The 24,113-nt window shown below is 59.2% G+C and carries 28 protein-coding genes and 1 tRNA gene; 23 read left to right on the top strand and 6 right to left on the bottom strand.

Features of this window, described 5'->3' with window-relative positions; all coding sequences use genetic code 11:
- Positions 1-16 precede the first annotated feature (16 nt).
- The 3 genes from AACY42_RS25870 to AACY42_RS25860 all read left to right on the top strand — a co-directional run bounded on the left by AACY42_RS25870 (position 17) and on the right by AACY42_RS25860 (position 3,769).
- Complete coding sequence (locus tag AACY42_RS25870) at positions 17-1,714, top strand: glutamine--tRNA ligase/YqeY domain fusion protein (RefSeq protein ID WP_339483243.1); 1,698 nt, start codon at positions 17-19, stop codon at positions 1,712-1,714.
- Between the two features lie 21 nt (positions 1,715-1,735).
- Entirely contained in the window at positions 1,736-3,118 is a 1,383-nt protein-coding gene (gene cysS, locus AACY42_RS25865) for a cysteine--tRNA ligase (protein ID WP_058546834.1), read from the top strand.
- Between the two features lie 195 nt (positions 3,119-3,313).
- Complete coding sequence (locus AACY42_RS25860; RefSeq protein WP_339483240.1) at positions 3,314-3,769, top strand: DUF2214 family protein; 456 nt, start codon at positions 3,314-3,316, stop codon at positions 3,767-3,769.
- Positions 3,770-3,959: 190 nt separating this feature from the next.
- Here AACY42_RS25860 and csrA read toward each other — a convergent pair whose 3' ends face one another.
- Positions 3,960-4,154, bottom strand: coding sequence for a carbon storage regulator CsrA (gene csrA, locus AACY42_RS25855; protein WP_339483238.1), 195 nt, complete (start codon positions 4,152-4,154; stop codon positions 3,960-3,962).
- Positions 4,155-4,401: 247 nt separating this feature from the next.
- Here csrA and AACY42_RS25850 point away from each other — a divergent pair, with 247 nt between their 5' ends.
- Positions 4,402-4,767 (top strand): SPOR domain-containing protein, encoded by a 366-nt coding sequence (locus tag AACY42_RS25850; RefSeq protein ID WP_339483237.1) that lies wholly within the window; start codon positions 4,402-4,404, stop codon positions 4,765-4,767.
- A gap of 136 nt (positions 4,768-4,903) precedes the next feature.
- Here AACY42_RS25850 and AACY42_RS25845 read toward each other — a convergent pair whose 3' ends face one another.
- A complete protein-coding gene (locus tag AACY42_RS25845; protein ID WP_339483236.1) occupies positions 4,904-5,593 on the bottom strand; it encodes an endonuclease I family protein in 690 nt (229 codons plus the stop codon).
- A gap of 5 nt (positions 5,594-5,598) precedes the next feature.
- Positions 5,599-5,877, bottom strand: a complete 279-nt coding sequence (locus AACY42_RS25840; protein WP_079304573.1) for a DUF1654 domain-containing protein — start codon at positions 5,875-5,877, stop codon at positions 5,599-5,601.
- Between the two features lie 218 nt (positions 5,878-6,095).
- Here AACY42_RS25840 and AACY42_RS25835 point away from each other — a divergent pair, with 218 nt between their 5' ends.
- The 8 genes from AACY42_RS25835 to AACY42_RS25800 all read left to right on the top strand — a co-directional run bounded on the left by AACY42_RS25835 (position 6,096) and on the right by AACY42_RS25800 (position 13,632).
- Positions 6,096-6,536, top strand: a complete 441-nt coding sequence (locus tag AACY42_RS25835) for a hypothetical protein (RefSeq protein ID WP_339483233.1) — start codon at positions 6,096-6,098, stop codon at positions 6,534-6,536.
- 133 nt (positions 6,537-6,669) lie between these two features.
- Positions 6,670-7,626, top strand: a complete 957-nt coding sequence (locus AACY42_RS25830; protein ID WP_339483231.1) for a sugar ABC transporter substrate-binding protein — start codon at positions 6,670-6,672, stop codon at positions 7,624-7,626.
- 57 nt (positions 7,627-7,683) lie between these two features.
- Complete coding sequence (locus tag AACY42_RS25825; RefSeq protein WP_339483229.1) at positions 7,684-9,237, top strand: sugar ABC transporter ATP-binding protein; 1,554 nt, start codon at positions 7,684-7,686, stop codon at positions 9,235-9,237.
- Positions 9,234-10,211: an ABC transporter permease gene (locus AACY42_RS25820; RefSeq protein ID WP_339483227.1), complete on the top strand. Its 978-nt coding sequence runs from the start codon at positions 9,234-9,236 to the stop codon at positions 10,209-10,211. The genes AACY42_RS25825 and AACY42_RS25820 overlap by 4 nt, the downstream gene beginning before the upstream one ends.
- A gap of 3 nt (positions 10,212-10,214) precedes the next feature.
- Positions 10,215-11,234 carry a LacI family DNA-binding transcriptional regulator gene (locus tag AACY42_RS25815; RefSeq protein ID WP_339483225.1) on the top strand — a complete coding sequence of 340 codons (1,020 nt, stop codon included), beginning with the start codon at positions 10,215-10,217 and terminating at the stop codon, positions 11,232-11,234.
- Positions 11,235-11,257: 23 nt separating this feature from the next.
- Complete coding sequence (gene rbsK / locus AACY42_RS25810) at positions 11,258-12,172, top strand: ribokinase (RefSeq protein WP_339483223.1); 915 nt, start codon at positions 11,258-11,260, stop codon at positions 12,170-12,172.
- Positions 12,169-12,573, top strand: a complete 405-nt coding sequence (gene rbsD / locus AACY42_RS25805) for a D-ribose pyranase (protein ID WP_339483221.1) — start codon at positions 12,169-12,171, stop codon at positions 12,571-12,573. The genes rbsK and rbsD overlap by 4 nt, the downstream gene beginning before the upstream one ends.
- A gap of 30 nt (positions 12,574-12,603) precedes the next feature.
- Positions 12,604-13,632: a nucleoside hydrolase gene (locus AACY42_RS25800; RefSeq protein WP_339483220.1), complete on the top strand. Its 1,029-nt coding sequence runs from the start codon at positions 12,604-12,606 to the stop codon at positions 13,630-13,632.
- Between the two features lie 47 nt (positions 13,633-13,679).
- On the opposite strand, the gene AACY42_RS25795 is transcribed toward AACY42_RS25800, so the two are convergent.
- Entirely contained in the window at positions 13,680-13,877 is a 198-nt protein-coding gene (locus tag AACY42_RS25795; RefSeq protein ID WP_339483219.1) for a hypothetical protein, read from the bottom strand.
- Positions 13,878-14,006: 129 nt separating this feature from the next.
- Between AACY42_RS25795 and AACY42_RS25790 the strand changes: the two genes are divergently transcribed.
- Both AACY42_RS25790 and AACY42_RS25785 read left to right on the top strand, forming a co-directional pair.
- The gene (locus AACY42_RS25790) at positions 14,007-14,312 is read left to right on the top strand and encodes a hypothetical protein (RefSeq protein WP_339483217.1); all 306 of its coding nucleotides are present in this window, start codon (positions 14,007-14,009) and stop codon (positions 14,310-14,312) included.
- Positions 14,313-14,474: 162 nt separating this feature from the next.
- Positions 14,475-14,789 (top strand): I78 family peptidase inhibitor, encoded by a 315-nt coding sequence (locus tag AACY42_RS25785; RefSeq protein ID WP_339483215.1) that lies wholly within the window; start codon positions 14,475-14,477, stop codon positions 14,787-14,789.
- Between the two features lie 67 nt (positions 14,790-14,856).
- On the opposite strand, the gene AACY42_RS25780 is transcribed toward AACY42_RS25785, so the two are convergent.
- Positions 14,857-15,069 (bottom strand): cold-shock protein, encoded by a 213-nt coding sequence (locus AACY42_RS25780; RefSeq protein ID WP_007905882.1) that lies wholly within the window; start codon positions 15,067-15,069, stop codon positions 14,857-14,859.
- A 289-nt stretch (positions 15,070-15,358) separates the two neighbouring features.
- Positions 15,359-15,661: a hypothetical protein gene (locus AACY42_RS25775; RefSeq protein WP_339483213.1), complete on the bottom strand. Its 303-nt coding sequence runs from the start codon at positions 15,659-15,661 to the stop codon at positions 15,359-15,361.
- 371 nt (positions 15,662-16,032) lie between these two features.
- On the opposite strand from AACY42_RS25775, the gene thrS reads away from it, so the two are divergent.
- The 9 genes from thrS (at position 16,033) to AACY42_RS25730 (ending at position 23,499) form a co-directional block, all read left to right on the top strand.
- Positions 16,033-17,955 carry a threonine--tRNA ligase gene (gene thrS / locus AACY42_RS25770; protein ID WP_339483211.1) on the top strand — a complete coding sequence of 641 codons (1,923 nt, stop codon included), beginning with the start codon at positions 16,033-16,035 and terminating at the stop codon, positions 17,953-17,955.
- On the top strand, positions 17,955-18,506 hold the full coding sequence (gene infC / locus AACY42_RS25765; RefSeq protein WP_214913249.1) for a translation initiation factor IF-3: 552 nt from the start codon (positions 17,955-17,957) through the stop codon (positions 18,504-18,506). The genes thrS and infC overlap by 1 nt, the downstream gene beginning before the upstream one ends.
- A 60-nt stretch (positions 18,507-18,566) precedes the next feature.
- Positions 18,567-18,761 carry a 50S ribosomal protein L35 gene (gene rpmI / locus AACY42_RS25760; protein WP_002553160.1) on the top strand — a complete coding sequence of 65 codons (195 nt, stop codon included), beginning with the start codon at positions 18,567-18,569 and terminating at the stop codon, positions 18,759-18,761.
- 30 nt (positions 18,762-18,791) lie between these two features.
- Positions 18,792-19,148 (top strand): 50S ribosomal protein L20, encoded by a 357-nt coding sequence (gene rplT / locus AACY42_RS25755; RefSeq protein ID WP_002553161.1) that lies wholly within the window; start codon positions 18,792-18,794, stop codon positions 19,146-19,148.
- A gap of 109 nt (positions 19,149-19,257) precedes the next feature.
- Complete coding sequence (pheS, locus tag AACY42_RS25750) at positions 19,258-20,274, top strand: phenylalanine--tRNA ligase subunit alpha (protein WP_339483209.1); 1,017 nt, start codon at positions 19,258-19,260, stop codon at positions 20,272-20,274.
- 36 nt (positions 20,275-20,310) lie between these two features.
- Positions 20,311-22,689 carry a phenylalanine--tRNA ligase subunit beta gene (gene pheT / locus AACY42_RS25745; RefSeq protein WP_339483207.1) on the top strand — a complete coding sequence of 793 codons (2,379 nt, stop codon included), beginning with the start codon at positions 20,311-20,313 and terminating at the stop codon, positions 22,687-22,689.
- A 3-nt stretch (positions 22,690-22,692) separates the two neighbouring features.
- On the top strand, positions 22,693-22,995 hold the full coding sequence (ihfA, locus tag AACY42_RS25740; protein ID WP_002553164.1) for an integration host factor subunit alpha: 303 nt from the start codon (positions 22,693-22,695) through the stop codon (positions 22,993-22,995).
- The gene (locus tag AACY42_RS25735) at positions 22,976-23,332 is read left to right on the top strand and encodes a MerR family transcriptional regulator (RefSeq protein ID WP_003179985.1); all 357 of its coding nucleotides are present in this window, start codon (positions 22,976-22,978) and stop codon (positions 23,330-23,332) included. Before ihfA ends, AACY42_RS25735 begins: the two co-directional genes overlap by 20 nt.
- A gap of 90 nt (positions 23,333-23,422) precedes the next feature.
- Positions 23,423-23,499, top strand: a tRNA-Pro gene (locus tag AACY42_RS25730).
- Positions 23,500-24,113 lie beyond the last annotated feature (614 nt).

Here is a 24,113-nt window from a genome sequence, read left to right as displayed (position 1 = left end):
TATGTCCAAGGATCCTATGAGCAAGCCCACTGTCGACCCTACCTCGAATTCCAAGACCGGCCCGGCCGTGCCGGTCAATTTCCTGCGCCCGATCATCCAGGCGGACCTGGACTCGGGTAAGCACACACAGATCGTCACTCGCTTCCCGCCAGAGCCCAACGGCTACCTGCACATCGGCCACGCCAAGTCGATCTGCGTGAATTTCGGCCTGGCCCAGGCGTTCGGCGGCGTCACGCACCTGCGTTTCGACGACACCAACCCGGCCAAGGAAGACCAGGAATACATCGACGCGATCGAAAGCGACATCAAGTGGCTGGGTTTCCAATGGTCCGGTGAAGTGCGCTACGCCTCGCAATATTTCGACCAATTGCACGACTGGGCAGTGGAACTGATCAAGGCGGGCAACGCCTACGTGTGCGACCTGACCCCCGAGCAGGCCAAGGAATACCGTGGCAGCCTGACCGAGCCGGGCAAGAACAGCCCATTCCGTGACCGCAGCGTGGAAGAGAACCTGGACCTGTTCGCCCGCATGCGCGCCGGTGAGTTTCCGGATGGTGCTCGGGTGCTGCGCGCCAAGATCGACATGGCGTCGCCGAACATGAACCTGCGCGACCCGATCATGTACCGCATCCGCCACGCCCATCACCACCAGACTGGCGACAAATGGTGCATCTACCCCAACTATGACTTCACCCACGGCCAGTCGGACGCCATCGAAGGCATCACACATTCGATCTGCACCCTGGAGTTCGAAAGCCATCGTCCGTTGTACGAGTGGTTTCTCGAGCACCTGCCGGTGCCGGCCACTCCGCGCCAGTACGAATTCAGCCGCCTGAACCTGAACTACACCATCACCAGCAAGCGCAAGCTCAAGCAACTGGTGGACGAGAAGCACGTCCACGGCTGGGATGACCCGCGCATGTCGACGCTGTCGGGCTTCCGTCGTCGCGGCTACACACCCAAGTCGATCCGCAATTTCTGCGAAATGGTCGGCACCAACCGTTCCGACGGCGTGGTGGACTTCGGCATGCTGGAATTCAGCATTCGTGACGATCTCGACCACAGCGCCCCGCGCGCCATGTGCGTGCTGCGTCCGCTGAAAGTGGTCATCACCAATTATCCGGAAGGTCAGGTCGAGAACCTCGAGTTGGCGCGCCACCCGAAAGAAGACATGGGCGTGCGCGTCCTGCCGTTCGCCCGGGAACTCTACATCGACCGTGAAGACTTCATGGAAGAGCCGCCAAAAGGCTACAAGCGCCTGGAGCCTGCCGGCGAAGTGCGTCTGCGTGGCAGCTACGTGATCCGCGCCGACGAAGCCATCAAGGACGCCGACGGAAACATCGTTGAACTGCGTTGCTCGTACGATCCCGACACCCTGGGCAAGAACCCGGAAGGTCGCAAGGTCAAGGGCGTGATCCACTGGGTGCCAGCGGCCGCCAGCGTCGAGTGCGAAGTGCGCCTGTACGATCGCCTGTTCCGTTCGCCGAACCCGGAAAAGGCCGAGGACGGCGCCAGTTTCCTGGACAACATCAACCCTGACTCCCTGCAAGTACTCACGGGTTGTCGTGCCGAGCCTTCGCTGGGCAACGCACAGCCGGAAGACCGTTTCCAGTTCGAGCGCGAAGGCTACTTCTGCGCGGATATCAAGGACTCGAAACCCGGTGCTCCGGTATTCAACCGTACCGTGACCTTGCGCGATTCCTGGGGTCAGTGATCAAGTCTTAAGGGAAACCCTGTGCTTACGATCTACAACACGCTCACCAAGAGCAAGGAAGTCTTCAAGCCGTTGGATGGCAACAAGGTCCGCATGTACGTCTGCGGCATGACCGTGTACGACTACTGCCACATCGGTCATGGTCGCAGCATGGTCGCCTTCGACCTGGTGACCCGCTGGCTGCGGTTCAGCGGTTATGACCTGACCTACGTGCGCAACATCACCGACATCGAAGACAAAATCATCAACCGTGCCCGCGAAAACGGCGAGCCTTACGATGCGCTGACCGAGCGCATGATCAAGGCCATGCACGAGGACGAGGCGCGTCTCAATATCCTCAAGCCGGACCTGGAACCCCGTGCCACGGACCACATCCCGGGCATGCTGGCGATGATCCAGACCTTGATCGACAAGGGCTACGCCTACGCCCCGGGCAATGGCGACGTGTACTACCGCGTCGCCAAGTTCCTGGGTTACGGCAAGCTGTCGCGCAAAAAGATCGAAGACCTGCGCATCGGCGCGCGTATCGAAGTCGACGAGTCGAAAGAAGACCCGCTGGACTTCGTGCTATGGAAGGGCGCCAAGCCGGGCGAGCCGAGCTGGGCATCGCCATGGGGCGCCGGACGTCCGGGCTGGCACATCGAGTGCTCGGTGATGTCCACCTGCTGCCTCGGCGAGACTTTCGACATTCATGGCGGCGGCAGCGACCTGGAATTTCCGCACCACGAAAACGAAATCGCCCAGAGCGAAGCGGCCAGCGGCAAGACCTACGCCAACACGTGGATGCATTGCGGCATGATCCGGATCAATGGCGAGAAGATGTCCAAGTCCTTGAACAACTTCTTCACCATCCGCGACGTGCTCGACAAGTACCACCCGGAAGTCGTGCGTTACCTGCTGGTGTCGAGCCACTACCGCAGCGCCATCAACTACTCGGAAGACAACCTCAAGGACGCCAAGGGTGCCCTGGAGCGTTTCTATCACGCGTTGAAGGGCCTGCCGAGCGTGCCGCCTGCCGGTGGCGAAGCGTTCGTGGCACGTTTCACCGAAGTGATGAACGACGACTTCGGCACGCCGGAAGCGTGCGCGGTGCTGTTCGAGATGGTGCGTGAGATCAACCGCCTGCGTGAGAGCGATCTCAATGCCGCAGCCGGCCTGGCGGCCCGCCTGAAAGAACTGGCCAGCGTGCTGGGTGTGTTGCAGCTTGAAGCCGATGACTTCCTGCAGGCCGGTGCCGAAGGTCGCGTGGACGCCGCCGAGGTCGAGGCGTTGATCCAGGCGCGCTTGGCTGCGCGCGCCAACAAGGATTGGGCCGAATCCGACCGGATCCGCGATCAGCTCACCGCCATGGGCGTGGTGCTGGAAGATGGGAAGGGCGGCACGACCTGGCGTCTGGCGGACTAAGTCCTTACGCAGTACCCACTGTGGGAGCGAGCCTGCTCGCGATAGCGGAGTGTCAGACAACATTTTTGTCGACTGATGCACCGCTATCACGAGCAGGCTCACTCCCACATTTTTTTGTGGCCAGCCTGGCAATCATTGTTTTATGAGCTAGTACTGTCAGGTCGATTCGACGTTCTCTCTGACAGGGGTTCTTCCATGTTGGCTCATTGGTCGCTTGCGGCAATTCATCTGCTGGCCTTCGCCCTCGGGTTCTGGGCGGTGCTGACGCGCGGCACGGCGTTGCGACGCCTGGCGAGCGGTGTGGATGCGGTTCGGGGTGTCTTGATTGCTGACAGCCTATGGGGGATGTCGGCGCTGGTGTTATTGGTGACCGGTGGGATGCGGGCGTTTGGCGGGTACGAAAAAGGCACGGAGTATTACCTGCACCAACCGCTGTTCCACCTGAAGATGACTTTGCTTCTGCTGATCCTGTTGCTTGAGATCGCGCCAATGATCGCCCTGATCAAATGGCGGATGTTGCTGGGCAAAGGGGCTGTGATCGATTCTTCGAAAGCCGGCCGGTTTGCACGGATCAGCCACATCGAAGCCTTGCTGCTGATCTTGATGATGGTCGCCGCCACAGGCATGGCGCGCGGTGTGAGCCTGGCTTGACCGGCCGCGAACGTCCGCTTCGTCATCATTAAAACGAAACGTCTGACAGCCATGCTAAGCGCCATGTCATTAGTATCGGTTCGACGGGCTGGACGAAAAAAGTGGGAGGCAGGGAGAGGTGCGGTCGACCAGAATCTTTAGCCAGCCATTGCGGTGATGCAAACGGGCTGGCTACGGACCGTAGCAAGGCTCAGGGAGTTTGCGGCTTGTCGGGGGCAGTGAGGCCCGCCTGAATACGCTGGTAAATCTCTTCGCGATGCACCGCAACGTTTTTCGGGGCGTTGATGCCGATCCGGACCTGTTGGCCGCTAACGCCCAGAATGGTGATCGTGATGTCGTCACCAATGTTTATGCTTTCACCGATTTTGCGGGTGAGTATCAGCATGGTGTTCTCCTTGATTGCTTTATAGGGCACCTGATTCAGACAGTGCAGATGTCGGTACTGCTTATAGATTAGTGCTAAGTGTCACAATGTGGGTGCCTCTTTCTGACGTGCAGATGCAGCATTAATTCCCAGGGTGCGACTATACAGAGACGTTGGGCAGGATTCTCGTGTTTTGAGCACTGTTTGCGGCGATCTTGAGGGGCGCGGGTGCTAAAATCCGTGCCTCATGTCTTCCGGGGGAAACGTTGTGCGCAAATTGGCTTGGGTTATTGCGGTATTGGTGCTGGCAGGATGCGGTGAGGGACGTGACATTGAAGCACCGAAGCCCAAGCCTGTAGCGACCTCCGCACCGGCTGCCGCTGCCGCACCGCAGTGGGCCGTCGAGGTTCGCGGCGAGACGCCGCAGGCGGTCAGCGACCTGACCGGGTGGCTCATCGAGCACAGCTTCATGTCGAACGTGGTGCGGGAAAACGGCAAGGCGCGCGTCCTGGTCGGTCCTTTCAGTTCCAAGGCTGAGGCCGACGCCAAGCAGGAACAGGTGACGGCTGCCCTGGTCCGGGCGAAAAAACGCAACATCGAGACGTTGGTGGTGGATTACCCGACGGCCCAGTAATCGGGCAGAACAAAAACTGTGGGAGCGAGCCTGCTCGCGATAGCGGTGTATCAGTCAATGCAAATATTGATTGCAAGTTCGCTGTCGCGAGCGGGCTCGCTCCCACAATTGATTTGTGCTGTTCGCAAATGCCTCGTCAGCCGCAGGCCTTCAAATTTACCGGCCCCACGAACTCGTTCCCACGGCCCATGACGCACGCCACGCGCTGGTTGCGCTGACGCTCCCAGCTTTTGACCGGGTAGGTCTTGTCCCAGGCATCATACAAGCGCCGGTCCTGTTTCGAGAGGCGCAGGCCATACTGCTTGCTCATGTAGAAATAGGTCCGGGCGATCATGCCCCGGATAGAAGGACGGGGCATGACCTTCTTGGCCTTGAAGTCCACTTGGGTCAGGCATGAGCCGTACTGGCCCTTCTGCACCGGCAACCAGCCGAAACTGAAATTGCTGCGATCACCGTTCACTTCCCCGATGCTCGGCACCAGGTTGTGCAGGTCGGCCTCGGCCCGTTGATAGACCGGGTCATGGCGGGTGCAGTTCTTGCGACCCCCTTGTTGCCAGCATTGACGCTGATGGCCGATCTGCCACGCCGGAACAATATGCTCCCACTCGATGCGAGCGGCGCGCCTGGCATTCTTGCGCGGTACATACCCGCAGGCGGCCAGGTTCACGCGATTGCCGGTGTATTTGCAGCCGCAGTAGAACTCGGTGGATTGCGGCGCGTAGAGTTTCCAGGCGACCTTCTTGGCTTCGTTGAAGGTGCGCGGCGCACCGGCCTGTGCGCCCATGGCGATAAACACAAGCAAAAAAGCTAAACAGCGAACACTCATCAGGCTCAATCTTCCTTCGGCACAACCCAGAAAACCTGCACGCCACCATCGTCGCGATAGGCGAGGGTTACGTTGTCGTTCTCGTCGATTTCTTCCAGCAGGCGCTCCCATTCATCCACCGGCTCGTCGGGAAGACGGAAGATCAGGGCTGCCTTGGCTTTTTGCGCGGTGGGGGCGTTGATGATTTTCGAGACCCGCAGGCCGAGTCGTGTATAGGAATCTAAGGGGGTAGTTGCAGCGGAGGGCGTGGCCACAGGATTATCCTTATTAAGCTGTACGTGCATACAGTATTTAACCGTAGGCGTTTACGCAACTACTTAAAATTCAAGAAAATCGTCTGACAGCACTTTTTTCGTTTTGGTGTAGAAGAAAGGAATTTTTTATTGGCTGGTATAAACAGGTGGATCAATCGCTCCGGCCTGTGGCGGATTTGCGCGAGCGCTAAAGAAATGGCCTCGGCGGGCGATGTCCTGCGTAGGAGTCCCATCTATGGAGTTTTGTCATGTCGTTTTCTGTCGGTTTCCCCAATGCGGCGGTCTTGACCATCGGCGGTCAGTCCACAGCTACCCTGAAGGCCTTGAACGAGGCGACTGCCGAGGCCGCCGATGAGGCCTTGGGCGAGACACAAACGCCCGGCAAGGTCCGTACGGGCGCGAACGCGATCGATCAGGCGCAAGAGAGCGGCAGCACTCAGAGCATTGCCGTCCAGGTATTGCTCAAGCGGATGCAGGAGCTTCAGCAACAGCTCAGGGAGCAGCAACAACAACTGGCCGCTGCGCAGGCGGGGGCTTATCCAACCCCGGAAGCCAAGACCTCGGCGGTCATGGCGATCCAGGGACAGGTCGCCGACACCAGTGGCGCGTTGCTGGAGGTCACCGGCCATTTGGTCACGGAGCTGGCAAAGGGCGCCAGTTCGGGTACGGTGGTCAATACAACGGCCTGAGCGGCGAGGTTGCGGATGAAACCGCAACGTTGACAAATCCCCGAAGCCTTACCATAGTTCACTTCACGCAAACGTTTGCGCGGCGTTCCGTGCATTGATTTGCTGACAATAATCATAAGATCGGAGTGAACCCATGAAGTTGCCATTCGCTGGACGCCTTCTCGCTGTTGCTATGCTCGCGGCCGCATCCGCTGCGCTGCCTATCTCCTCGGCATTCGCCCAAGTCGCAGAAAAAACCAAGGTCGCGCTGGTCATGAAATCCCTGGCCAACGAGTTCTTCCTGACCATGGAAGACGGCGCCAAGACGTATCAGAAGGAACACTCCGCCGATTTCGATCTGATCTCCAACGGGATCAAGGATGAAACCGACACCGCCAGCCAGATCCGCATCGTCGAGCAGATGATCGTGTCCAAAGTCGATGCGCTGATCATCGCGCCAGCGGATTCCAAGGCCATGGTGCCGGTGATCAAAAAAGCCGTCGACGCTGGCATCACGGTGATCAACATCGATAACCAGCTCGATCCAGCCGTCGTCAAAAGCAAGAGCATCAACGTGCCGTTCGTAGGCCCGGACAACCGTAAAGGGGCGCGCCTGGTGGGCGAGTACCTGGCCAGGCAGCTCAAGGCCGGTGACGAAGTCGGCATCATCGAAGGCGTGTCCACCACCACCAATGCCCAGGCACGCACCGCAGGCTTCAAGGATGCGATGGAAGCGGCGCAGATCAAGGTCGTTTCCCTGCAATCGGGCGACTGGGAGATCAACAAGGGCAACCAGGTTGCCGCGTCGATGCTCAGCGAGTACCCGAACATCAAGGCCCTGCTGGCCGGTAACGACAACATGGCGCTCGGCGCTGTATCGGCCGTGCGCGCGGCGGGCAAGGCGGGCAAGGTGCAGGTGGTCGGCTACGACAACATCAATGCCATCAAGCCGATGCTCAAGGACGGTCGTATCCTGGCGACGGCCGATCAGTTCGCCGCCAAGCAGGCCGTGTTCGGCATCGAGACAGCGCTGAAAATGCTCAAGGGTGACAGTGTCGACAGCGGTACCAACGGCGTTATCGAAACTCCGGTCGAGCTGGTGACCAAGTAGTTATCCTGGCGACACAACGGTGCTCGCCCATCCGGGCGAGCGCATGGAGAGTTTTTTATGTCCGTTTGCGACCCGAACGCTGTCCTTTCTGTCAGCGGCATCGGCAAGACCTATGCCCAGCCGGTACTGACCGGCATCGACCTGACGTTGCTGCGCGGCGAGGTGCTGGCGCTGACCGGTGAAAATGGCGCTGGCAAAAGCACCTTGTCCAAGATCATCGGTGGGTTGGTGACGCCGACGACCGGGAAGATGCAATTTCAAGGTCAGGATTATCGCCCTGGCAGCCGGACCCAAGCTGAAGAGCTGGGTGTGCGCATGGTGATGCAGGAACTCAACCTGCTGCCGACCCTTTCCGTGGCCGAAAACCTGTTTCTCGATAACCTGCCCAGCCACGGCGGCTGGATCAGCCGCAAGCAATTGCGCAAGGCGGCCATCGAGGCCATGGCCCAGGTGGGGCTCGATGCAATCGATCCCGACACGTTGGTCGGTGAGCTGGGGATCGGTCACCAGCAAATGGTCGAGATCGCCCGCAACCTGATCGGCGATTGCCATGTGCTGATTCTCGATGAGCCGACGGCCATGCTGACGGCCCGCGAAGTCGAGATGCTCTTTGAACAGATCACTCGCTTGCAGGCTCGCGGTGTGTCGATCATCTACATTTCCCATCGCCTCGAAGAACTGGCGCGGGTCGCCCAGCGCATTGCCGTGCTGCGTGATGGCAACCTGGTCTGCGTCGAGCCGATGGCCAACTACAACAGCGAGCAACTGGTGACCCTGATGGTGGGTCGGGAGCTGGGCGAGCATATCGACCTTGGTCCACGCCAGATCGGCGCGCCGGCGTTGACCGTTAAAGGCCTGACGCGCTCTGACAAGGTCCGCGACGTGTCCTTCGAAGTGCGCAGTGGCGAGATCTTCGGTATCTCCGGCCTGATCGGGGCAGGGCGGACCGAGTTGTTGCGACTGATCTTCGGTGCCGATACCGCTGACAGTGGCACGGTGGCGCTGGGTTCGCCGGCCCAGGTCGTGAGCATTCGCTCCCCGTCGGATGCGGTGACCCATGGTATTGCGTTGATCACCGAAGACCGTAAGGGCGAAGGCCTGCTGCTGACCCAGTCCATCGCCGCCAACATTGCCCTGGGCAACATGCCGGAGATTTCCAGTGCTGGCCTGGTCGATGGCGATGCTGAACTGGCCTTGGCACGGCGGCAGGTCGATGCCATGCGCATCCGCAGTTCCAGCCCGACCCAGTTGGTGTCCGAGCTGTCGGGCGGCAACCAGCAGAAAGTCGTGATCGGTCGTTGGCTCGAACGTGATTGCGCGGTCATGTTGTTCGACGAGCCGACCCGTGGTATCGACGTCGGCGCCAAATTCGACATTTATGCGCTGCTCGGCGAGCTGACTCGCCAGGGCAAGGCGCTGGTCGTGGTGTCCAGTGACCTGCGGGAGCTGATGCTGATTTGTGACCGGATCGGCGTGCTGTCTGCCGGACGCCTGATCGACACCTTCGAGCGCGACAGCTGGACCCAGGATGACTTGCTTGCCGCCGCATTCGCCGGCTACCAGAAACGTGATGCGTTGCTCAATGAAGCAGCGCCTAGGGATCTTTCATGAAAACCGCATCTGCCGTCGGCAAATCGAGTGGCAACTTCTATGGTCTCGGGACCTACCTGGGCCTGGCCGGCGCGCTACTGGCCATGGTCGCGCTGTTCTCGGCCCTGAGCAGCCATTTCCTGTCCTATAACACGTTCAGCACCTTGGCCAACCAGATTCCAGACCTCATGGTGCTGGCGGTCGGCATGACGTTCATCCTGATCATCGGCGGTATCGACCTGTCGGTGGGATCGGTGCTGGCGCTTGCCGCATCGACGGTCAGCGTGGCCGTGCTCGGCTGGGGCTGGAGCGTCTGGCCATCGGCCTTGCTCGGCATGGCCGTGGCGGCGCTGGCGGGTACGGTCACCGGTTCGATCACCGTGGCGTGGCGGATTCCATCGTTCATCGTCTCCCTCGGCGTGCTGGAGATGGCTCGGGGCCTGGCGTACCAAATGACCGGCTCCCGGACGGCTTACATCGGCGATTCGTTCGCCTGGCTGTCCAACCCCATCGCCTTTGGTATCTCACCTTCGTTCATCATCGCCTTGCTGGTGATCTTCATTGCCCAGGCGGTGCTGACCCGTACCGTGTTCGGTCGTTACCTGATCGGCATCGGTACCAATGAAGAAGCCGTGCGTCTGGCCGGTATCAATCCAAAGCCCTACAAGATCCTCGTGTTCAGCCTGATGGGCTTGCTGGCCGGTGTGGCCGCGCTGTTCCAGATTTCGCGCCTGGAGGCGGCGGATCCGAACGCTGGTTCAGGGCTCGAACTGCAGGTCATCGCTGCCGTGGTCATCGGCGGCACCAGCCTGATGGGTGGGCGCGGTTCAGTCATCAGCACCTTCTTTGGCGTATTGATCATCTCCGTGCTGGCGGCGGGCCTGGCGCAAATCGGCGCCACTGAGCCGACCAAGCGCATTATTACCGGTGCGGTGATTGTGGTGGCGGTCGTGCTCGATACCTATCGCAGCCAGCGCGCCAGTCGGCGGGCTTGAACCATGGCGACGATCAAGGATGTAGCAGCGCTCGCCGGAATTTCCTACACCACCGTGTCCCACGTGGTGAACAAGACGCGGCCGGTCAGCGACGAAGTGCGGCTCAAGGTCGAGGCGGCCATCGAGCGCCTGGACTACGTGCCCAGCGCCGTGGCCCGCTCGCTCAAGGCCAAGACCACGGCGACCATCGGTCTGCTAGTGCCCAACAGCCTCAACCCGTACTTTGCCGAATTGGCCCGGGGCATCGAGGATTACTGTGAGCGCAACGGCTATTGCGTGATTTTGTGCAACTCCGACGACAACCCGGACAAGCAACGCAGCTACCTGCGGGTGCTGCTGGAAAAACGCATCGACGGCCTGATTTTCGCGTCCGCCGGCGGTGATGTCGGCCTGGCCGAGGGGCTGTCCAACGTACGCACGCCCATGGTGATCGTCGACCGTGGGCTCGATGGTGTCGACGCAGACCTGGTGCGCATCGATCATGAATACGGCGCGTACCTGGCGACCCGGCACTTGCTGGAACTGGGGCACCGCGATATTGCCTTCATCGGTGGCCCGGCCGATACCAGCGTGGCGCAAATGCGTCTGGCCGGTTACTGCCGTGCGCTGAAAGAGGCGGGGATCGAGCTGCCCGTCGAGCGCATGCTCGAGAGCGATTTCACCAGTACCGGCGGCTACCGCGCTGCCGCGCAACTGCTTGAACGGCAGCCGCCGAGTGCGATTTTTGCAGCCAACGACATGATCGGCATCGGTGTGCTGCGCGCCGCCGCTGAACGCAACGTGCGCGTGCCCAGCGAACTGTCGGTCATCGGTTTCGATGACATCCAGATGAGCCGCTATGTCTACCCGGCGTTGACCACGGTAGGGCAGTCGATCCTGCAGCTCGGTGAGAGGGCGGCCGAAGTGCTGCTGCGACGAATTGCCATGCCGGGGCTTGCCACCGAGCAGCGGATCGTGACGCCGAGTATTGTCCTGCGGGAGTCGACTGCGCCGCTGTCCGGTACATTCGCCCAATACCGCTGAACCGAATTGATGAGTAGTGATGTATGCCAGCAAAAGTAGTGGTAATAGGCAGCCTGAACATGGACCTGGTGACCCGGGCGCCGCGTCTGCCGCGCGGTGGTGAAACGCTGATCGGCGAGTCGTTCTCCACCATCCCGGGCGGCAAGGGCGCCAACCAGGCGGTGGCCGCCGCGCGCCTGGGGGCGCAGGTATCGATGGTCGGTTGCGTGGGCAATGATGCCTACGGCGAACAATTGCGCGGCGGGCTGTTGGCCGAGGGCATCGACTGCCAGGCGGTCAGCGTGGTAGAGGGGGCCAGTGGTGTGGCACTGATCGTCGTCGACGACAACAGCCAGAATGCGATCGTTATCGTCGCCGGTGCCAACGGTGCGCTCACCGCCGAGGTCCTGGACAGTGTCGATGCAGTGCTGCAAAGCGCCGATGTCATCATCTGCCAGCTCGAAGTGCCGGATGCCACCGTCGGTCACGCCCTCAAGCGCGCTCGTGAGTTGGGCAAAATCGTCATCCTCAACCCGGCGCCAGCCTCCCGGACATTGCCGGCCGACTGGTACGCCTGCATCGACTACCTGATTCCCAATGAAAGCGAAGCCGCGGTCTTGAGCGAACTGGCGGTGGACTCCCTGGAAGCCGCCGAAGCCGCCGCTGCGCATCTGATCGCCGCCGGTGCCGGCAAGGTGATCGTCACCCTGGGCGCCGAGGGGTTGATGTTCGCCAACGGTGTCAGCTTTGAACACTTTCCGGCCCTGCGGGTCAAGGCGGTGGACACTACGGCAGCCGGAGACACCTTTGTCGGCGGCTTCGCGGCAGCCCTGGCCAGCGGCAAAAGCGAGGTTGACGCGATTCGTTTTGGCCAGGCCGCCGCCGCGCTGTCGGTCACCCGCGCGGGCGCCCAGCCTTCAATCCCCACGTTGTTGGAAGTACAGGCTTTTAAATCATGAAAAAGACGCCGTTGTTGAATGTGGCACTGTCTCGACTGATCGCTTCCCTGGGCCATGGCGACAAGGTGGTCATCGGTGACGCCGGCCTGCCCGTGCCGCCCGAGGTCGAATTGATCGACCTGGCCCTGACCCATGGCATTCCTGACTTTGTCAGTACCTTGAAGGTGGTGCTCAGCGAAATGCAGGTGGAAAGCCATGTCCTGGCCGAGGAGATCCTCGATAAACAACCGTCGGCCCTGACGACCCTGGAGGCGCTGCATGCCGAGGGTGCGCTGGGCGAGCGGGAGCTGGTCAGCCATGAACAATTCAAGGTCATCAGCCGACAGGCGCGGGCGATCATTCGCACAGGCGAGTGCTCTGCGTACTGCAATATCGTGCTGGTCGCTGGAGTGACGTTCTAACCCTGTTCAACCCTGCACAAGGAGTGCGCCATGCACCGTTATGCTCAGAAAATGCATCAACTGATCCGGAGTCTGCTGCTTTTGTCATTGATCACCGCTACGAGCGCCCAGGCGGCGGAAAAAATCGACCTGATCATCGACACCGATCCAGGGGCTGACGACGTGGTGGCGCTGTTGTTCGCCTTGGCGTCGCCCGAAGAGCTGCATATCCGTGCGCTGACCACCGTCGCTGGCAATGTGCGCCTGGACAAGACCTCTCGCAACGCTCGCCTGGCCCGGGAATGGGCGAGGCGCGAAGACGTGCCCGTGTATGCCGGTGCGCCGAAACCGTTGCTGCGCACGCCGATCTACGCGGAAAACATCCATGGCAAGGAAGGCCTGTCGGGTGTCACCGTTCACGAGCCGAAGAAGGGGTTGGCCGAAGGCAATGCCGTCAACTACCTGATCGACACCCTCAAGGCGGCCAAACCTCACAGTATCACCATTGCCATGCTGGGCCCCCAGACCAACCTGGCCCTGGCGCTGGTGCAGGAGCCCGACATCGTCCAGGGCATCAAGGAAGTGGTGATCATGGGCGGTGCGCATTTCAATGGCGGCAATATCACGCCGGTGGCTGAATTCAATCTGTTCGCCGACCCACAGGCGGCCGAGGTGGTGGCCAAGAGCGGCGTGAAGCTGACGTACCTGCCGCTGGACGTGACCCACAAGATCCTCACCAGCGAAGCGCGCCTGAAGCAGATCGCGGCGCTGAACAACAATGCCAGCAAGCTGGTGGGCGATATCCTCAACGAATACGTCAAGGGCGACATGGAGCACTACGGCATGACGGGTGGGCCGGTGCATGACGCGACGGTGATTGCCTACCTGCTCAAGCCGCAGTTATTCACCGGTCGTTCGGTCAATGTCGTGGTGGACAGTCGCGAGGGCCCGACGTTCGGGCAGACGATCGTCGACTGGTACGATGGCCTGAAAGCGCCGAAGAACGCGTTCTGGGTGGAAAACGGTGATGCCCAGGGCTTCTTTGACCTGCTGACCGAGCGCCTGGCGCGCCTCAAGTAACCTGCCTGGCTACGCGCCCGCAGGCAAGGCCTGCGGGCGCGTGAGCATCAGTCCACGGCGTCGACGACACTTGGGTAGCGTTCGAATGCCTGCTGGATGAAATTGCGGGCGACCTCCGTCCCCAGTTCCCTCACCAGCAATTCTATGCCGATGATTGCCAGTTCCTCGGGGCTGCTCGGGCTATAGGAACTATGGCCCTGCGACCATTTGGCATTGATGGTGGCTTCGATGCTGACGGTGCTCATGGTAGGGCTCGCGAGTTGGAGGGCTGTAAGAGGAGTTAAGCATTTTTGCCCTCGGTTTGGCACTGCGACTTAGGCATTGGAGGAGGGCTGTGCGACACTCTTTTTTTTGTTTTTAAAGGAGCCCTCGCTGTGCAGATCGATTTGAACGCTCCGGATGGGCTGACCCTCGAGACGGTTCGTCAATTGCTGGCCTCGGCCAGTGATGATGAGCATACCCAGCTGCGCGTGACCAAGGGCGGTATCGCCTATTTGTCCTCGGGTGTGGTCGGTGGCGCTAACATCGATGGTTTGCTGTTTCGGCTCGAGACTTGGGCGAAGGGCTCGGGATACGTCGGGCGGGTCGCTGCCAGCGATGAGGTCTGGGTCATGCAGATCTACAATGCGCTGAAGGACAACTGGCCGAATCCCCCCTTTGATTACATCGACGTTTATTGAGCTGTGTTCATATCCAGTCACGATTCATGTCTGAATAGCGGTGGCGGCTCAGGCAAACTGCCGGTTTTCCGGATGAGTCAGGCCGGCGGCCGTGGTGTTGAAACCAGGCGCTGTTTGGGTTGTCGCACGCTCTCTGTTTATTTCTCGAAAAAAGGAGGCTTCATGCCTTGGAAGCTCGCGTCATTGAGTACTCTGTTGGCCGTCGTGGTCTTGAGCGGTTGCAGCAGCACCTCGGAATCGACCCCCGAAGCCGTGGCGACCGAGACCGGTCACAGCCGCTGCGAAGCAAAGGCCGCCGAGTTCGCCATTGGCAAACAGGCCTCGCCGCAGTTGCTGGAGCAGGCCCGTACCCGCGCCGGTGCGCAGATTGCCCGGATCCTCAAGCCCAACGACATGGTGACGCTTGAGTACCGCTCCGATCGCCTGAACCTCAATACCGACGCCAACCTGATGATCAAGCAGGTGAACTGCGGCTGATAAGCGGTTTTCAATCGCCCATAAAAAACCCCGTCACATGGACGGGGTTTTTTAGTACGCGGAGAAATTACTCAGCGCGAACCTGTGCAGCTTGCATACCCTTTTGGCCTTTCTCAGCCACGAAGGAAACGGTCTGGCCTTCTTTCAGGCTTTTGAAACCGTCGCTTTCGATAGCTTTGAAGTGTACGAACAGGTCGTCACCGCCACCTTGAGGAGTGATGAAGCCGAAGCCTTTTTCATCGTTGAACCATTTAACGGTGCCGGTTTGGCGATTAGACATGGTGTATCTCCAAGAAACATATATTTTCAGTGTACTGTGCTGCTCAGGCCAACTGGGCACACCCGGGTATCATAGTCGAAATGTTCGATTTGGGACCCCCCCAGACGCTCTGTTTGCCAGTCAGTCGTGTTTACTTTACCGCCTTTACCCGCTGAAGCGCCCGGTTTTAAAGGCTTTCAGCCGAAAGTAAAGACGATAAAAAAACCTGTGAAACCTGAATAAATCGTTCAAAAAAGCCTGAAATCAGTGTTTTTCAACCCTTCCGGGCCTGTTCGGAAACCCTGCTTTCTCACTTTTTCGCCTTGTTGTCGGCCTTGCATTTTGCGATCTGCTCAAGTGCCTTTTGCTGCATGTCCGGGGTGGCCTTGTTGTCCATCAAGGCCTGGATGTCCGAGGCCTGATAGGACTTGATCGCATCGGCGCCACAGGCGCAATGGGCCTTGGCAGCAGCCGGGCCGATCTGGGGCGTCGCCGCCTCGGTGCATTGGGCCATGTATTTTTCGCGCTCGCCTTTGGGCCAGTCGGCGTGGGCGGTCAGTGGAAGCAGCAGGGCGAGGGGGGCGACAACTGCAAACAATGTATTGAGACGCATGCGAAGATGCTCCTTTCGGGTCGATGTCTTGATATCTGAGGCGTTGCGCTCGGTTCAGTTCAGCGCTCTGGCATAAAAACCCTGGATTTACGTCTGCTTCAATTCCGGCACGGCGATGACCGTTCATCTGTGCTAGCATGCCGGGCTCGGGTATTTTCAGGCTGCGGATGACAACTCGTCCCGGCGGCAAATGTTCGAAATAACCCTGATTTGAATCCCAGTCACTCTGGTTCGGTTTTCCCGGTTGGCCGCAAGGCTCCTGCCGCTGTAAGGCAGGCGTTCGTCATTGAATGGCCTGGACTGGATCTTGTACTGGCTCATCCCAACCCACGTGACCTTTGGTAGGGGTCACCACTAGGAGAGGAGGCGCCATGCCAACTATTACTCTTCCCGACGGCAGTCAACGTTCATTCGATCACCCGGTTTCCGTAGCCGAGGTCGCCGCATCCATCGGTGCAGGCCTGGCCAAGGCGACCCTGGCCGGCAAGGTCAATGGCAAGCTGGTCGACGCCAGTGACGTCATCGACAGCGACGCCACGCTGCAAATCATCACGCCAAAGGATGAAGAAGGGCTGGAGATCATTCGCCACTCTTGCGCGCACCTGGTCGGCCATGCGGTCAAGCAGCTGTACCCGAGCGCGAAGATGGTCATCGGGCCAGTCATCGATGAAGGCTTCTATTACGACATCGCCTTCGAGCGTCCTTTCACGCCGGAAGACATGGCGGCCATCGAGCAGCGCATGCAGCAGCTGATCGAGAAAGATTACGACGTCATCAAGAAGGTCACCCCACGCGCCGACGTCATCGAAGTCTTCAAGGCTCGTGGCGAGGACTACAAACTGCGTCTGGTGGAAGACATGCCGGACGAGCAGGCCATGGGTCTGTACTACCACGAAGAATATGTCGACATGTGCCGTGGCCCGCACGTGCCGAACACGCGTTTCCTGAAATCCTTCAAGCTGACCAAGCTGTCCGGCGCCTACTGGCGTGGTGATGCGAAGAACGAACAGTTGCAGCGCGTCTATGGCACCGCCTGGGCGGACAAGAAGCAACTGGCGGCCTACATCCAGCGTATTGAAGAAGCCGAGAAGCGCGATCACCGCAAGATCGGCAAGCGCCTGGGCCTGTTCCATACCCAGGAAGAATCCCCGGGCATGGTGTTCTGGCACCCGAACGGCTGGACCCTGTACCAGGTGCTCGAGCAGTACATGCGTCAGGTCCAGCGTGAGAACGGCTATCTGGAAATCAAGACGCCGCAAGTGGTGGACCGCAGCCTGTGGGAGAAATCCGGGCACTGGGCCAACTACGCCGACAACATGTTCACCACCCAGTCGGAAAACCGCGACTACGCCATCAAGCCGATGAACTGCCCATGCCACGTGCAGGTGTTCAACCAAGGCTTGAAGAGCTACCGTGAGCTGCCGATGCGCCTGGCCGAGTTCGGCGCCTGCCACCGCAATGAGCCGTCGGGTGCGCTGCACGGCATCATGCGCGTGCGTGCATTTACCCAGGACGATGCACACATCTTCTGCACCGAAGAGCAGATGCAGGCCGAATCCGCCGCCTTCATCAAGCTGACCATGGACGTCTATCGTGACTTCGGCTTCACCGAAGTCGAAATGAAGCTGTCCACTCGTCCGGAAAAACGCGTCGGCTCCGATGAGCTGTGGGATCGCGCCGAAGCGGCCCTGGCCGCAGCCCTCGACAGTGCGGGCCTTGCGTACGATCTGCAACCGGGCGAAGGGGCTTTCTACGGCCCGAAGATCGAGTTCTCGCTGAAAGATTGCCTCGGTCGTGTCTGGCAGTGTGGTACCCTGCAGCTCGATTTTAACCTGCCGATCCGTCTGGGCGCTGAATATGTGTCCGAAGACAATAGTCGCAAGCATCCGGTCATGCTTCACCGCGCGATCCTCGGTTCGTTCGAGCGTTTCGTCGGGATTCTGATCGAACACTACGAGGGTGCATTCCCTGCGTGGCTAGCGCCGACCCAGGCAGTGATCATGAATATCACTGATAAACAGGCAGATTTTGCCGCCGAAGTCGAAAAAACTCTCAATCAAAGCGGATTTCGTGCCAAGTCCGACTTGAGAAATGAAAAGATCGGCTTTAAAATCCGCGAGCATACTTTGCTCAAGGTTCCCTTTCTCTTGGTTATCGGAGATCGGGAGGTCGAGATGCAGACTGTCGCTGTGCGTACTCGTGAAGGTGCTGACCTGGGCTCGATGCCCGTCGCCGAATTCGCTGAGTTTCTCGCGCAAGCGGTTTCCCGGCGTGGTCGCCCAGATTTGGAGTAATTATTATTAAGCGTGAAATGAGACAAGATAAACGAGCTGCACCGAAAGCCCCGATCAACGAGAATATCTCGGCACGCGAGGTTCGGTTAATTGGTGCTGAAGGTGAACAGCTTGGGATTGTGTCAATTGAAGACGCGCTTCTTAAGGCTGAAGAGGCCAAACTGGATTTGGTGGAGATTTCCGCCGATGCAGTACCCCCTGTTTGCAAACTGATGGACTACGGCAAGTCGATCTTCGAAAAGAAGAAGCAGATTGCCGCGGCGAAGAAAAACCAGAAGCAAATTCAGGTAAAAGAAATCAAGTTTCGTCCAGGGACGGAGGAAGGGGATTACCAGGTAAAACTGCGCAACCTGGTACGTTTCCTGAGTGATGGGGACAGGGCCAAGGTATCCTTGCGATTCCGCGGCCGTGAGATGGCCCACCAGGAGCTGGGGATGGAACTCCTCAAGCGGGTTGAACAAGACCTGCTCGAGTACGGTTCGGTCGAACAGCATCCTAAGATGGAAGGACGCCAGCTGATCATGGTCATCGCCCCGAAAAAGAAGAAGTAATCACCAGGGCACGGCAGGCCTTGCGATTATGTTTATCAACTGAATGCGGAGTATCCGAACATGCCAAAGATGAAAACTAAAAGTGGTGCTGCTAAGCGGTTTCTGAAAACTGCTAACGGTATCAAGCACAAGCACGCTTTCAAGAGCCACATCCTGACCAAAATGTCGACCAAGCGTAAGCGTCAACTGCGCGGTAGCAGCTTGCTGCATCCGTCTGACGTGGCAAAAGTCGAGCGCATGCTGCGCCTTCGTTAATTTTTGGATCAAGAATAGAGGAAGTAACTCATGGCTCGTGTAAAGCGTGGCGTCATTGCCCGTAAGCGTCACAAAAAAATTCTGAAACTTGCTAAAGGCTACTACGGCGCGCGTTCCCGCGTATTCCGTGTTGCCAAGCAAGCGGTAATCAAGGCAGGCCAATACGCCTACCGTGACCGTCGTCAGAAAAAACGTCAGTTCCGCGCTCTGTGGATCGCTCGTATCAATGCTGGTGCTCGTGTTAACGGTCTGTCCTACAGCCGTTTCATCGCTGGCCTGAAAAAAGCGTCCATCGAGATCGACCGTAAGGTTCTGGCTGATCTGGCAGTGAACGAAAAAGCGGCGTTTGCTGCGATTGTCGAGAAAGCTAAAGCCACCTTGGCTTAAGTACCCCCGGCAGTCACCAGGGCCCGCATCTGTGGGGCCTGGTGTCAAACGTCATAAATAGGGGAAGAGCCTTAAAGCTCTTCCCCTATTTCGTATCTGGAGTCTGTACATGGAAAACCTGGACGCGCTGGTCGCTCAAGCACTAGAGGCTGTGCAAAGCGCTGAAGATATCAATGCCCTGGAGCAAATCCGGGTTCACTACCTTGGCAAGAAGGGCGAGTTGACTCAGGTGATGAAGACCCTGGGGAACCTGCCAGCCGAAGAGCGTCCGCAGGTCGGTGCGCTGATCAACGTTGCCAAGGAGCGTGTCACAGAGGTCCTCAATGCGCGCAAGGCGTTGTTCGAGGAGGCGGATCTGGCTGCCAGACTCGCCGCCGAGTCCATCGACGTGACCCTGCCTGGCCGTGGCCAGACTTCCGGCGGGCTGCATCCGGTGACCCGGACCCTGGAGCGCATCGAGCAGTTCTTCACTCACATCGGCTATGGCATTGCTGAAGGCCCTGAGGTCGAAGACGACTACCACAACTTCGAAGCGCTCAACATCCCAGGCCATCACCCGGCCCGGTCGATGCATGACACCTTCTATTTCAATGCGAACATGCTGTTGCGCACCCATACCTCGCCGGTACAGGTCCGCACCATGGAATCGCAACAGCCGCCGATCCGCATCGTCTGCCCAGGCCGTGTGTACCGCAGCGACTCCGATATCACCCACTCGCCGATGTTCCACCAGGTTGAAGGCCTGCTGGTTGATCGCGACATCAATTTCGCCGACCTGAAAGGAACGATCGAAGAGTTTCTGCGGGTGTTCTTCGAAAAAGAACTGGCTGTGCGTTTCCGCCCTTCGTACTTCCCGTTCACCGAGCCATCGGCTGAAGTCGACATGGAATGCGTGATGTGTAGCGGTAAAGGCTGCCGCGTCTGCAAACAGACTGGCTGGCTGGAAGTCATGGGCTGCGGCATGGTTCACCCGAACGTGCTGCGTATGTCCGGGATCGATCCGGAAGAGTTCTCGGGCTTTGCTTTCGGCATGGGCGTCGAACGCCTAGCCATGCTGCGTTACGGTGTGAATGACTTGCGCCTGTTCTTCGACAACGACTTGCGGTTCCTTGCGCAATTTCGCTAAGCCGCAGACCCGTAACGAATCTAATAGGAGAGCAGGATGAAATTCAGTGAACAATGGCTGCGCGGCTGGGTAAGCCCGCAGGTAAGCCGGGACGAGCTGGTTGCTCGCCTGTCGATGGCCGGCCTTGAGGTCGATAGCGTCACGCTGGCCGCCGGTGATTTCAGTGGTGTGGTGGTGGGTGAGGTGCTGGCCACCGAGCAGCATCCAGACGCTGACAAGCTGCGGGTTTGCCAGGTCAGCAATGGTGCGGAGACCTTTCAGGTGGTCTGCGGTGCGCCCAATGTGCGCCCGGGCCTGAAGATCCCATTCGCCATGATCGGTGCCGAACTGCCGGGCGACTTCAAGATCAAGAAAGCCAAGCTGCGCGGCGTTGAGTCCAACGGCATGTTGTGCTCCCAGGCCGAGCTGCAGATTGGCGAAGGCAACGATGGCCTGATGGAACTCCCGGCGGATGCGCCGGTTGGCCAGGACATCCGTGAATACCTGGGGCTGGACGATGCGAGCATCGAGGTCGACCTGACACCGAACCGTGGCGATTGCCTGTCCCTGGCCGGCCTGGCCCGTGAAGTCGGCGCGTTGTATGCCGCTCCCGTGACGCGTCCTGTGGTCGCGAGCGTGCCGGTCGTGCACGACGAAGTACGTTCGATTGAAGTCCTCGCGCCATCCGCGTGCCCGCGTTACCTGGGTCGTGTGATCCGTAACGTCGACCTGTCCAAGCCGACGCCGCTGTGGATGGTCGAGCGCCTGCGTCGCGCCGATGTGCGCAGCATCGACGCCGCCGTTGACATCACCAACTATGTGATGCTGGAGCTGGGTCAGCCGCTGCATGCGTTCGATCTCGCCGAAATCAACGGTGGTATCCGCGTGCGCATGGCCGAAGAGGGTGAGAAGCTGGTGCTGCTCGACGGTCAGGAAGTGACCCTGCGCAGCGATACCCTGGTAATTGCTGACCACGCCCGAGCCCTGGCAATTGCCGGCGTAATGGGCGGCGAGCACAGCGGGGTCTCCACGACGACCCGTGATGTGTTTCTGGAAAGCGCGTTCTTCGATCAGATCGCCGTCGCCGGCAAGGCCCGCTCCTATGGCCTGCACACCGATGCCTCGCACCGTTACGAGCGTGGAGTGGACTGGCAACTGGCCCGTGAAGCCATGGAGCGCGCCACAGGCCTGTTGCTGGACATCACGGGTGGTGAAGCTGGCCCGATCATCGAGACGGTCAGCGAACAGCACCTGCCCAAGATTTCCCCGGTCACCCTGCGTGCCCAGCGCATCACCCAGATGCTGGGCATGGAACTGGACTCGGCCGAAGTCGAGCGTCTGCTCAGCGCCCTGGGCCTGAACATCAGCGCCGATGGGGCAGGGCAGTGGCGTGTCGAGGTGCCAAGCCATCGCTTCGATATCAGCCTGGAAGTCGACCTGATCGAAGAACTGGCCCGCCTGTACGGCTACAACCGTCTGCCGGTTCGCTACCCGCAAGCACGCCTGGCCCCAAAGGCCAAGGCTGAAGCCCGCAGCGACCTGCCGGAACTGCGCCGCCTGCTGGTGGCCCGTGGGTATCAGGAAGCGATCACCTACAGTTTCATCGATCCACGCCAGTTCGAGCTGTTCAATCCAGGGGGCGAGCCGTTGCTGTTGGCCAACCCGATCTCCAACGACATGGCAGCCATGCGTTCGTCCCTGTGGCCGGGCCTGGTCAAGTCGCTCCAGCACAACCTCAATCGCCAGCAAGATCGCGTGCGTCTGTTCGAAAGCGGCCTGCGTTTTGTCGGTCAGTTGGATGGCTTGAAGCAAGAACCGATGCTGGCCGGAGTCGTCTGTGGCAGCCGTTTGCCGGAAGGCTGGGCGCAAGGTCGCGATGTCGTCGATTTCTTCGACGTCAAGGCTGACGTGGAGGCGGTGTTGGGCTTCGCCGGCGCGCTCGACGCATTCACTTTCGTCCCGGGCAAGCACCCGGCGCTGCACCCGGGGCAGACCGCACGCATCGAGCGAGACGGGCGTGAAGTCGGCTACGTTGGTGCCATTCACCCTGAACTGTCGAAAACCCTGGCTCTTGATCGTCCCGTTTTCGTTTTCGAGCTGGTTCTGGCCGAAGTGGCGCTGGGGAAAATGCCGAAATTCCAGGAGTTATCGCGCTTTCCTGAAGTGCGTCGTGACCTCGCGTTGCTGGCTGACCGTGACGTTGCGGCCAGCGCTGTACTGGACGTAATCCGTGAAAATGCAGGCGAATGGCTCACGGACCTCAGGCTATTTGACGTGTATCAGGGTAAAGGCATTGATCCACATAGAAAAAGCCTTGCAGTCGGCTTGACCTGGCAGCATCCATCGCGCACTCTTAATGACGATGAGGTGAATACCGCAACGCAGAATATCCTCACCTCGCTCGAAACCAGGTTGAACGCCACGTTAAGGAAGTGACGTATGGGGGCTCTGACGAAAGCTGAGATGGCGGAACGTCTGTATGAGGAGCTGGGCCTGAATAAACGGGAGGCCAAAGAATTGGTCGAACTGTTTTTCGAAGAAATCAGGCACGCTCTGGAAGACAACGAACAGGTCAAGTTGTCCGGTTTCGGCAATTTCGACCTTCGGGACAAACGCCAGCGGCCTGGCCGCAATCCGAAAACGGGAGAAGAAATCCCGATCACGGCTCGCCGTGTGGTCACCTTTCGTCCAGGGCAGAAGTTGAAGGCCCGAGTTGAGGCTTATGCTGGAACCAAGTCATAACGACGAACTCCCCGTCATCCCGGGCAAACGCTACTTCACCATTGGTGAAGTCAGCGAGCTGTGTGCGGTAAAACCACACGTGCTGCGCTATTGGGAGCAGGAGTTTCCTCAGCTCAACCCGGTCAAGCGCCGCGGAAACCGTCGGTATTATCAGCGCCAAGACGTGCTGATGATCCGACAGATCCGCGCGCTGCTCTATGACCAAGGGTTCACCATCGGTGGCGCGCGTCTGCGCCTCTCCGGTGATGAGGCCAAAGACGATACAACCCAGTACAAACAGATGATCCGCCAGATGATCGCCGAGCTCGAAGATGTACTGGTGGTGCTCAAGAAATAAATTTCTGCTTTTAAATACTTCCAGTTTTCAAAAGCTTGCGATATATTCCTGAGCGTTCCGTTGAGAAGCGGAACAAGATTCACGCCTAGTCGGGGCGTAGCGCAGTCCGGTAGCGCACTAGCATGGGGTGCTAGGGGTCGAGTGTTCGAATCACTCCGTCCCGACCATATAATTCAAGGGGTTGCGAGATTTTATCTCGCGACCCCTTTTTATTTTAAAGCGTTTTTACCCCTACAAAACGACTGGCTCTGGGTGGAATCTTCAACTGGTACGAAGGCCAGAGTTCGTTCCACATCCCAAGCCGTATCAGGCAGTCCAAAACATTTCGCAGTCATAGAATTCTTTTCCTCGGATGCCATAGGCTCTTCAACATCTCAGCGCGAGACAGGCTGCTGTTGGTTCTCCCTAATTTCGTATAAAGCCTAAAAGTAGGACTTAAGGCGGCCGTGTTGTCATGCCTAGCTGTCGGCGGCCATCTGGGAATGAGCCGGTAGCAGATCAATAACGTCACAGAAGAGTTTCCGCTGCTTCCAGTCATTGCGATCGCAATCACGTACAAGCGACGCTTGGCCCGGGGTGGCCGGCGTTTTGCAAGGTAGTTGTCGCGTCAGCCGTGTTTTTAAGCTGCTATTTTCAGTGTCGGTTGCTCCCGCTCTGGGTTGAGCGTGACGGCTCCGATAGGTTGCCAATTTCGCGTTGCACCTGACCAGCGATGCGGGTGTTGATTACGAGCTTGCTGATACAGCGCATGACGCTTGGCCAGCACCTCTTGATCCTCTCC

The sequence above is a fragment of the Pseudomonas sp. RL_5y_Pfl2_73 genome (assembly GCF_963970515.1).
GTDB lineage: Bacteria > Pseudomonadota > Gammaproteobacteria > Pseudomonadales > Pseudomonadaceae > Aquipseudomonas.
This window is presented reverse-complemented; position numbering and strand designations above follow the sequence as displayed.

Bases quoted from the DNA above. Each gene is read 5' to 3' on its own strand.
- AACY42_RS25870 (WP_339483243.1), top strand. From the start codon at position 17: ATGAGCAAGCCCACTGTCGACCCTACCTCGAATTCCAAGACCGGCCCG.
- AACY42_RS25860 (WP_339483240.1), top strand. From the start codon at position 3,314: ATGTTGGCTCATTGGTCGCTTGCGGCAATTCATCTGCTGGCCTTCGCC.
- csrA (WP_339483238.1), bottom strand. From the start codon at position 4,154: ATGCTGATACTCACCCGCAAAATCGGTGAAAGCATAAACATTGGTGAC.
- AACY42_RS25845 (WP_339483236.1), bottom strand. From the start codon at position 5,593: ATGAGTGTTCGCTGTTTAGCTTTTTTGCTTGTGTTTATCGCCATGGGC.
- AACY42_RS25840 (WP_079304573.1), bottom strand. From the start codon at position 5,877: ATGCACGTACAGCTTAATAAGGATAATCCTGTGGCCACGCCCTCCGCT.
- AACY42_RS25835 (WP_339483233.1), top strand. From the start codon at position 6,096: ATGTCGTTTTCTGTCGGTTTCCCCAATGCGGCGGTCTTGACCATCGGC.
- AACY42_RS25830 (WP_339483231.1), top strand. From the start codon at position 6,670: ATGAAGTTGCCATTCGCTGGACGCCTTCTCGCTGTTGCTATGCTCGCG.
- AACY42_RS25825 (WP_339483229.1), top strand. From the start codon at position 7,684: ATGTCCGTTTGCGACCCGAACGCTGTCCTTTCTGTCAGCGGCATCGGC.
- AACY42_RS25820 (WP_339483227.1), top strand. From the start codon at position 9,234: ATGAAAACCGCATCTGCCGTCGGCAAATCGAGTGGCAACTTCTATGGT.
- AACY42_RS25815 (WP_339483225.1), top strand. From the start codon at position 10,215: ATGGCGACGATCAAGGATGTAGCAGCGCTCGCCGGAATTTCCTACACC.
- rbsK (WP_339483223.1), top strand. From the start codon at position 11,258: ATGCCAGCAAAAGTAGTGGTAATAGGCAGCCTGAACATGGACCTGGTG.
- rbsD (WP_339483221.1), top strand. From the start codon at position 12,169: ATGAAAAAGACGCCGTTGTTGAATGTGGCACTGTCTCGACTGATCGCT.
- AACY42_RS25800 (WP_339483220.1), top strand. From the start codon at position 12,604: ATGCACCGTTATGCTCAGAAAATGCATCAACTGATCCGGAGTCTGCTG.
- AACY42_RS25795 (WP_339483219.1), bottom strand. From the start codon at position 13,877: ATGAGCACCGTCAGCATCGAAGCCACCATCAATGCCAAATGGTCGCAG.
- AACY42_RS25785 (WP_339483215.1), top strand. From the start codon at position 14,475: ATGCCTTGGAAGCTCGCGTCATTGAGTACTCTGTTGGCCGTCGTGGTC.
- AACY42_RS25780 (WP_007905882.1), bottom strand. From the start codon at position 15,069: ATGTCTAATCGCCAAACCGGCACCGTTAAATGGTTCAACGATGAAAAA.
- AACY42_RS25775 (WP_339483213.1), bottom strand. From the start codon at position 15,661: ATGCGTCTCAATACATTGTTTGCAGTTGTCGCCCCCCTCGCCCTGCTG.
- thrS (WP_339483211.1), top strand. From the start codon at position 16,033: ATGCCAACTATTACTCTTCCCGACGGCAGTCAACGTTCATTCGATCAC.
- rpmI (WP_002553160.1), top strand. From the start codon at position 18,567: ATGCCAAAGATGAAAACTAAAAGTGGTGCTGCTAAGCGGTTTCTGAAA.
- rplT (WP_002553161.1), top strand. From the start codon at position 18,792: ATGGCTCGTGTAAAGCGTGGCGTCATTGCCCGTAAGCGTCACAAAAAA.
- pheS (WP_339483209.1), top strand. From the start codon at position 19,258: ATGGAAAACCTGGACGCGCTGGTCGCTCAAGCACTAGAGGCTGTGCAA.
- pheT (WP_339483207.1), top strand. From the start codon at position 20,311: ATGAAATTCAGTGAACAATGGCTGCGCGGCTGGGTAAGCCCGCAGGTA.
- ihfA (WP_002553164.1), top strand. From the start codon at position 22,693: ATGGGGGCTCTGACGAAAGCTGAGATGGCGGAACGTCTGTATGAGGAG.
- AACY42_RS25735 (WP_003179985.1), top strand. From the start codon at position 22,976: ATGCTGGAACCAAGTCATAACGACGAACTCCCCGTCATCCCGGGCAAA.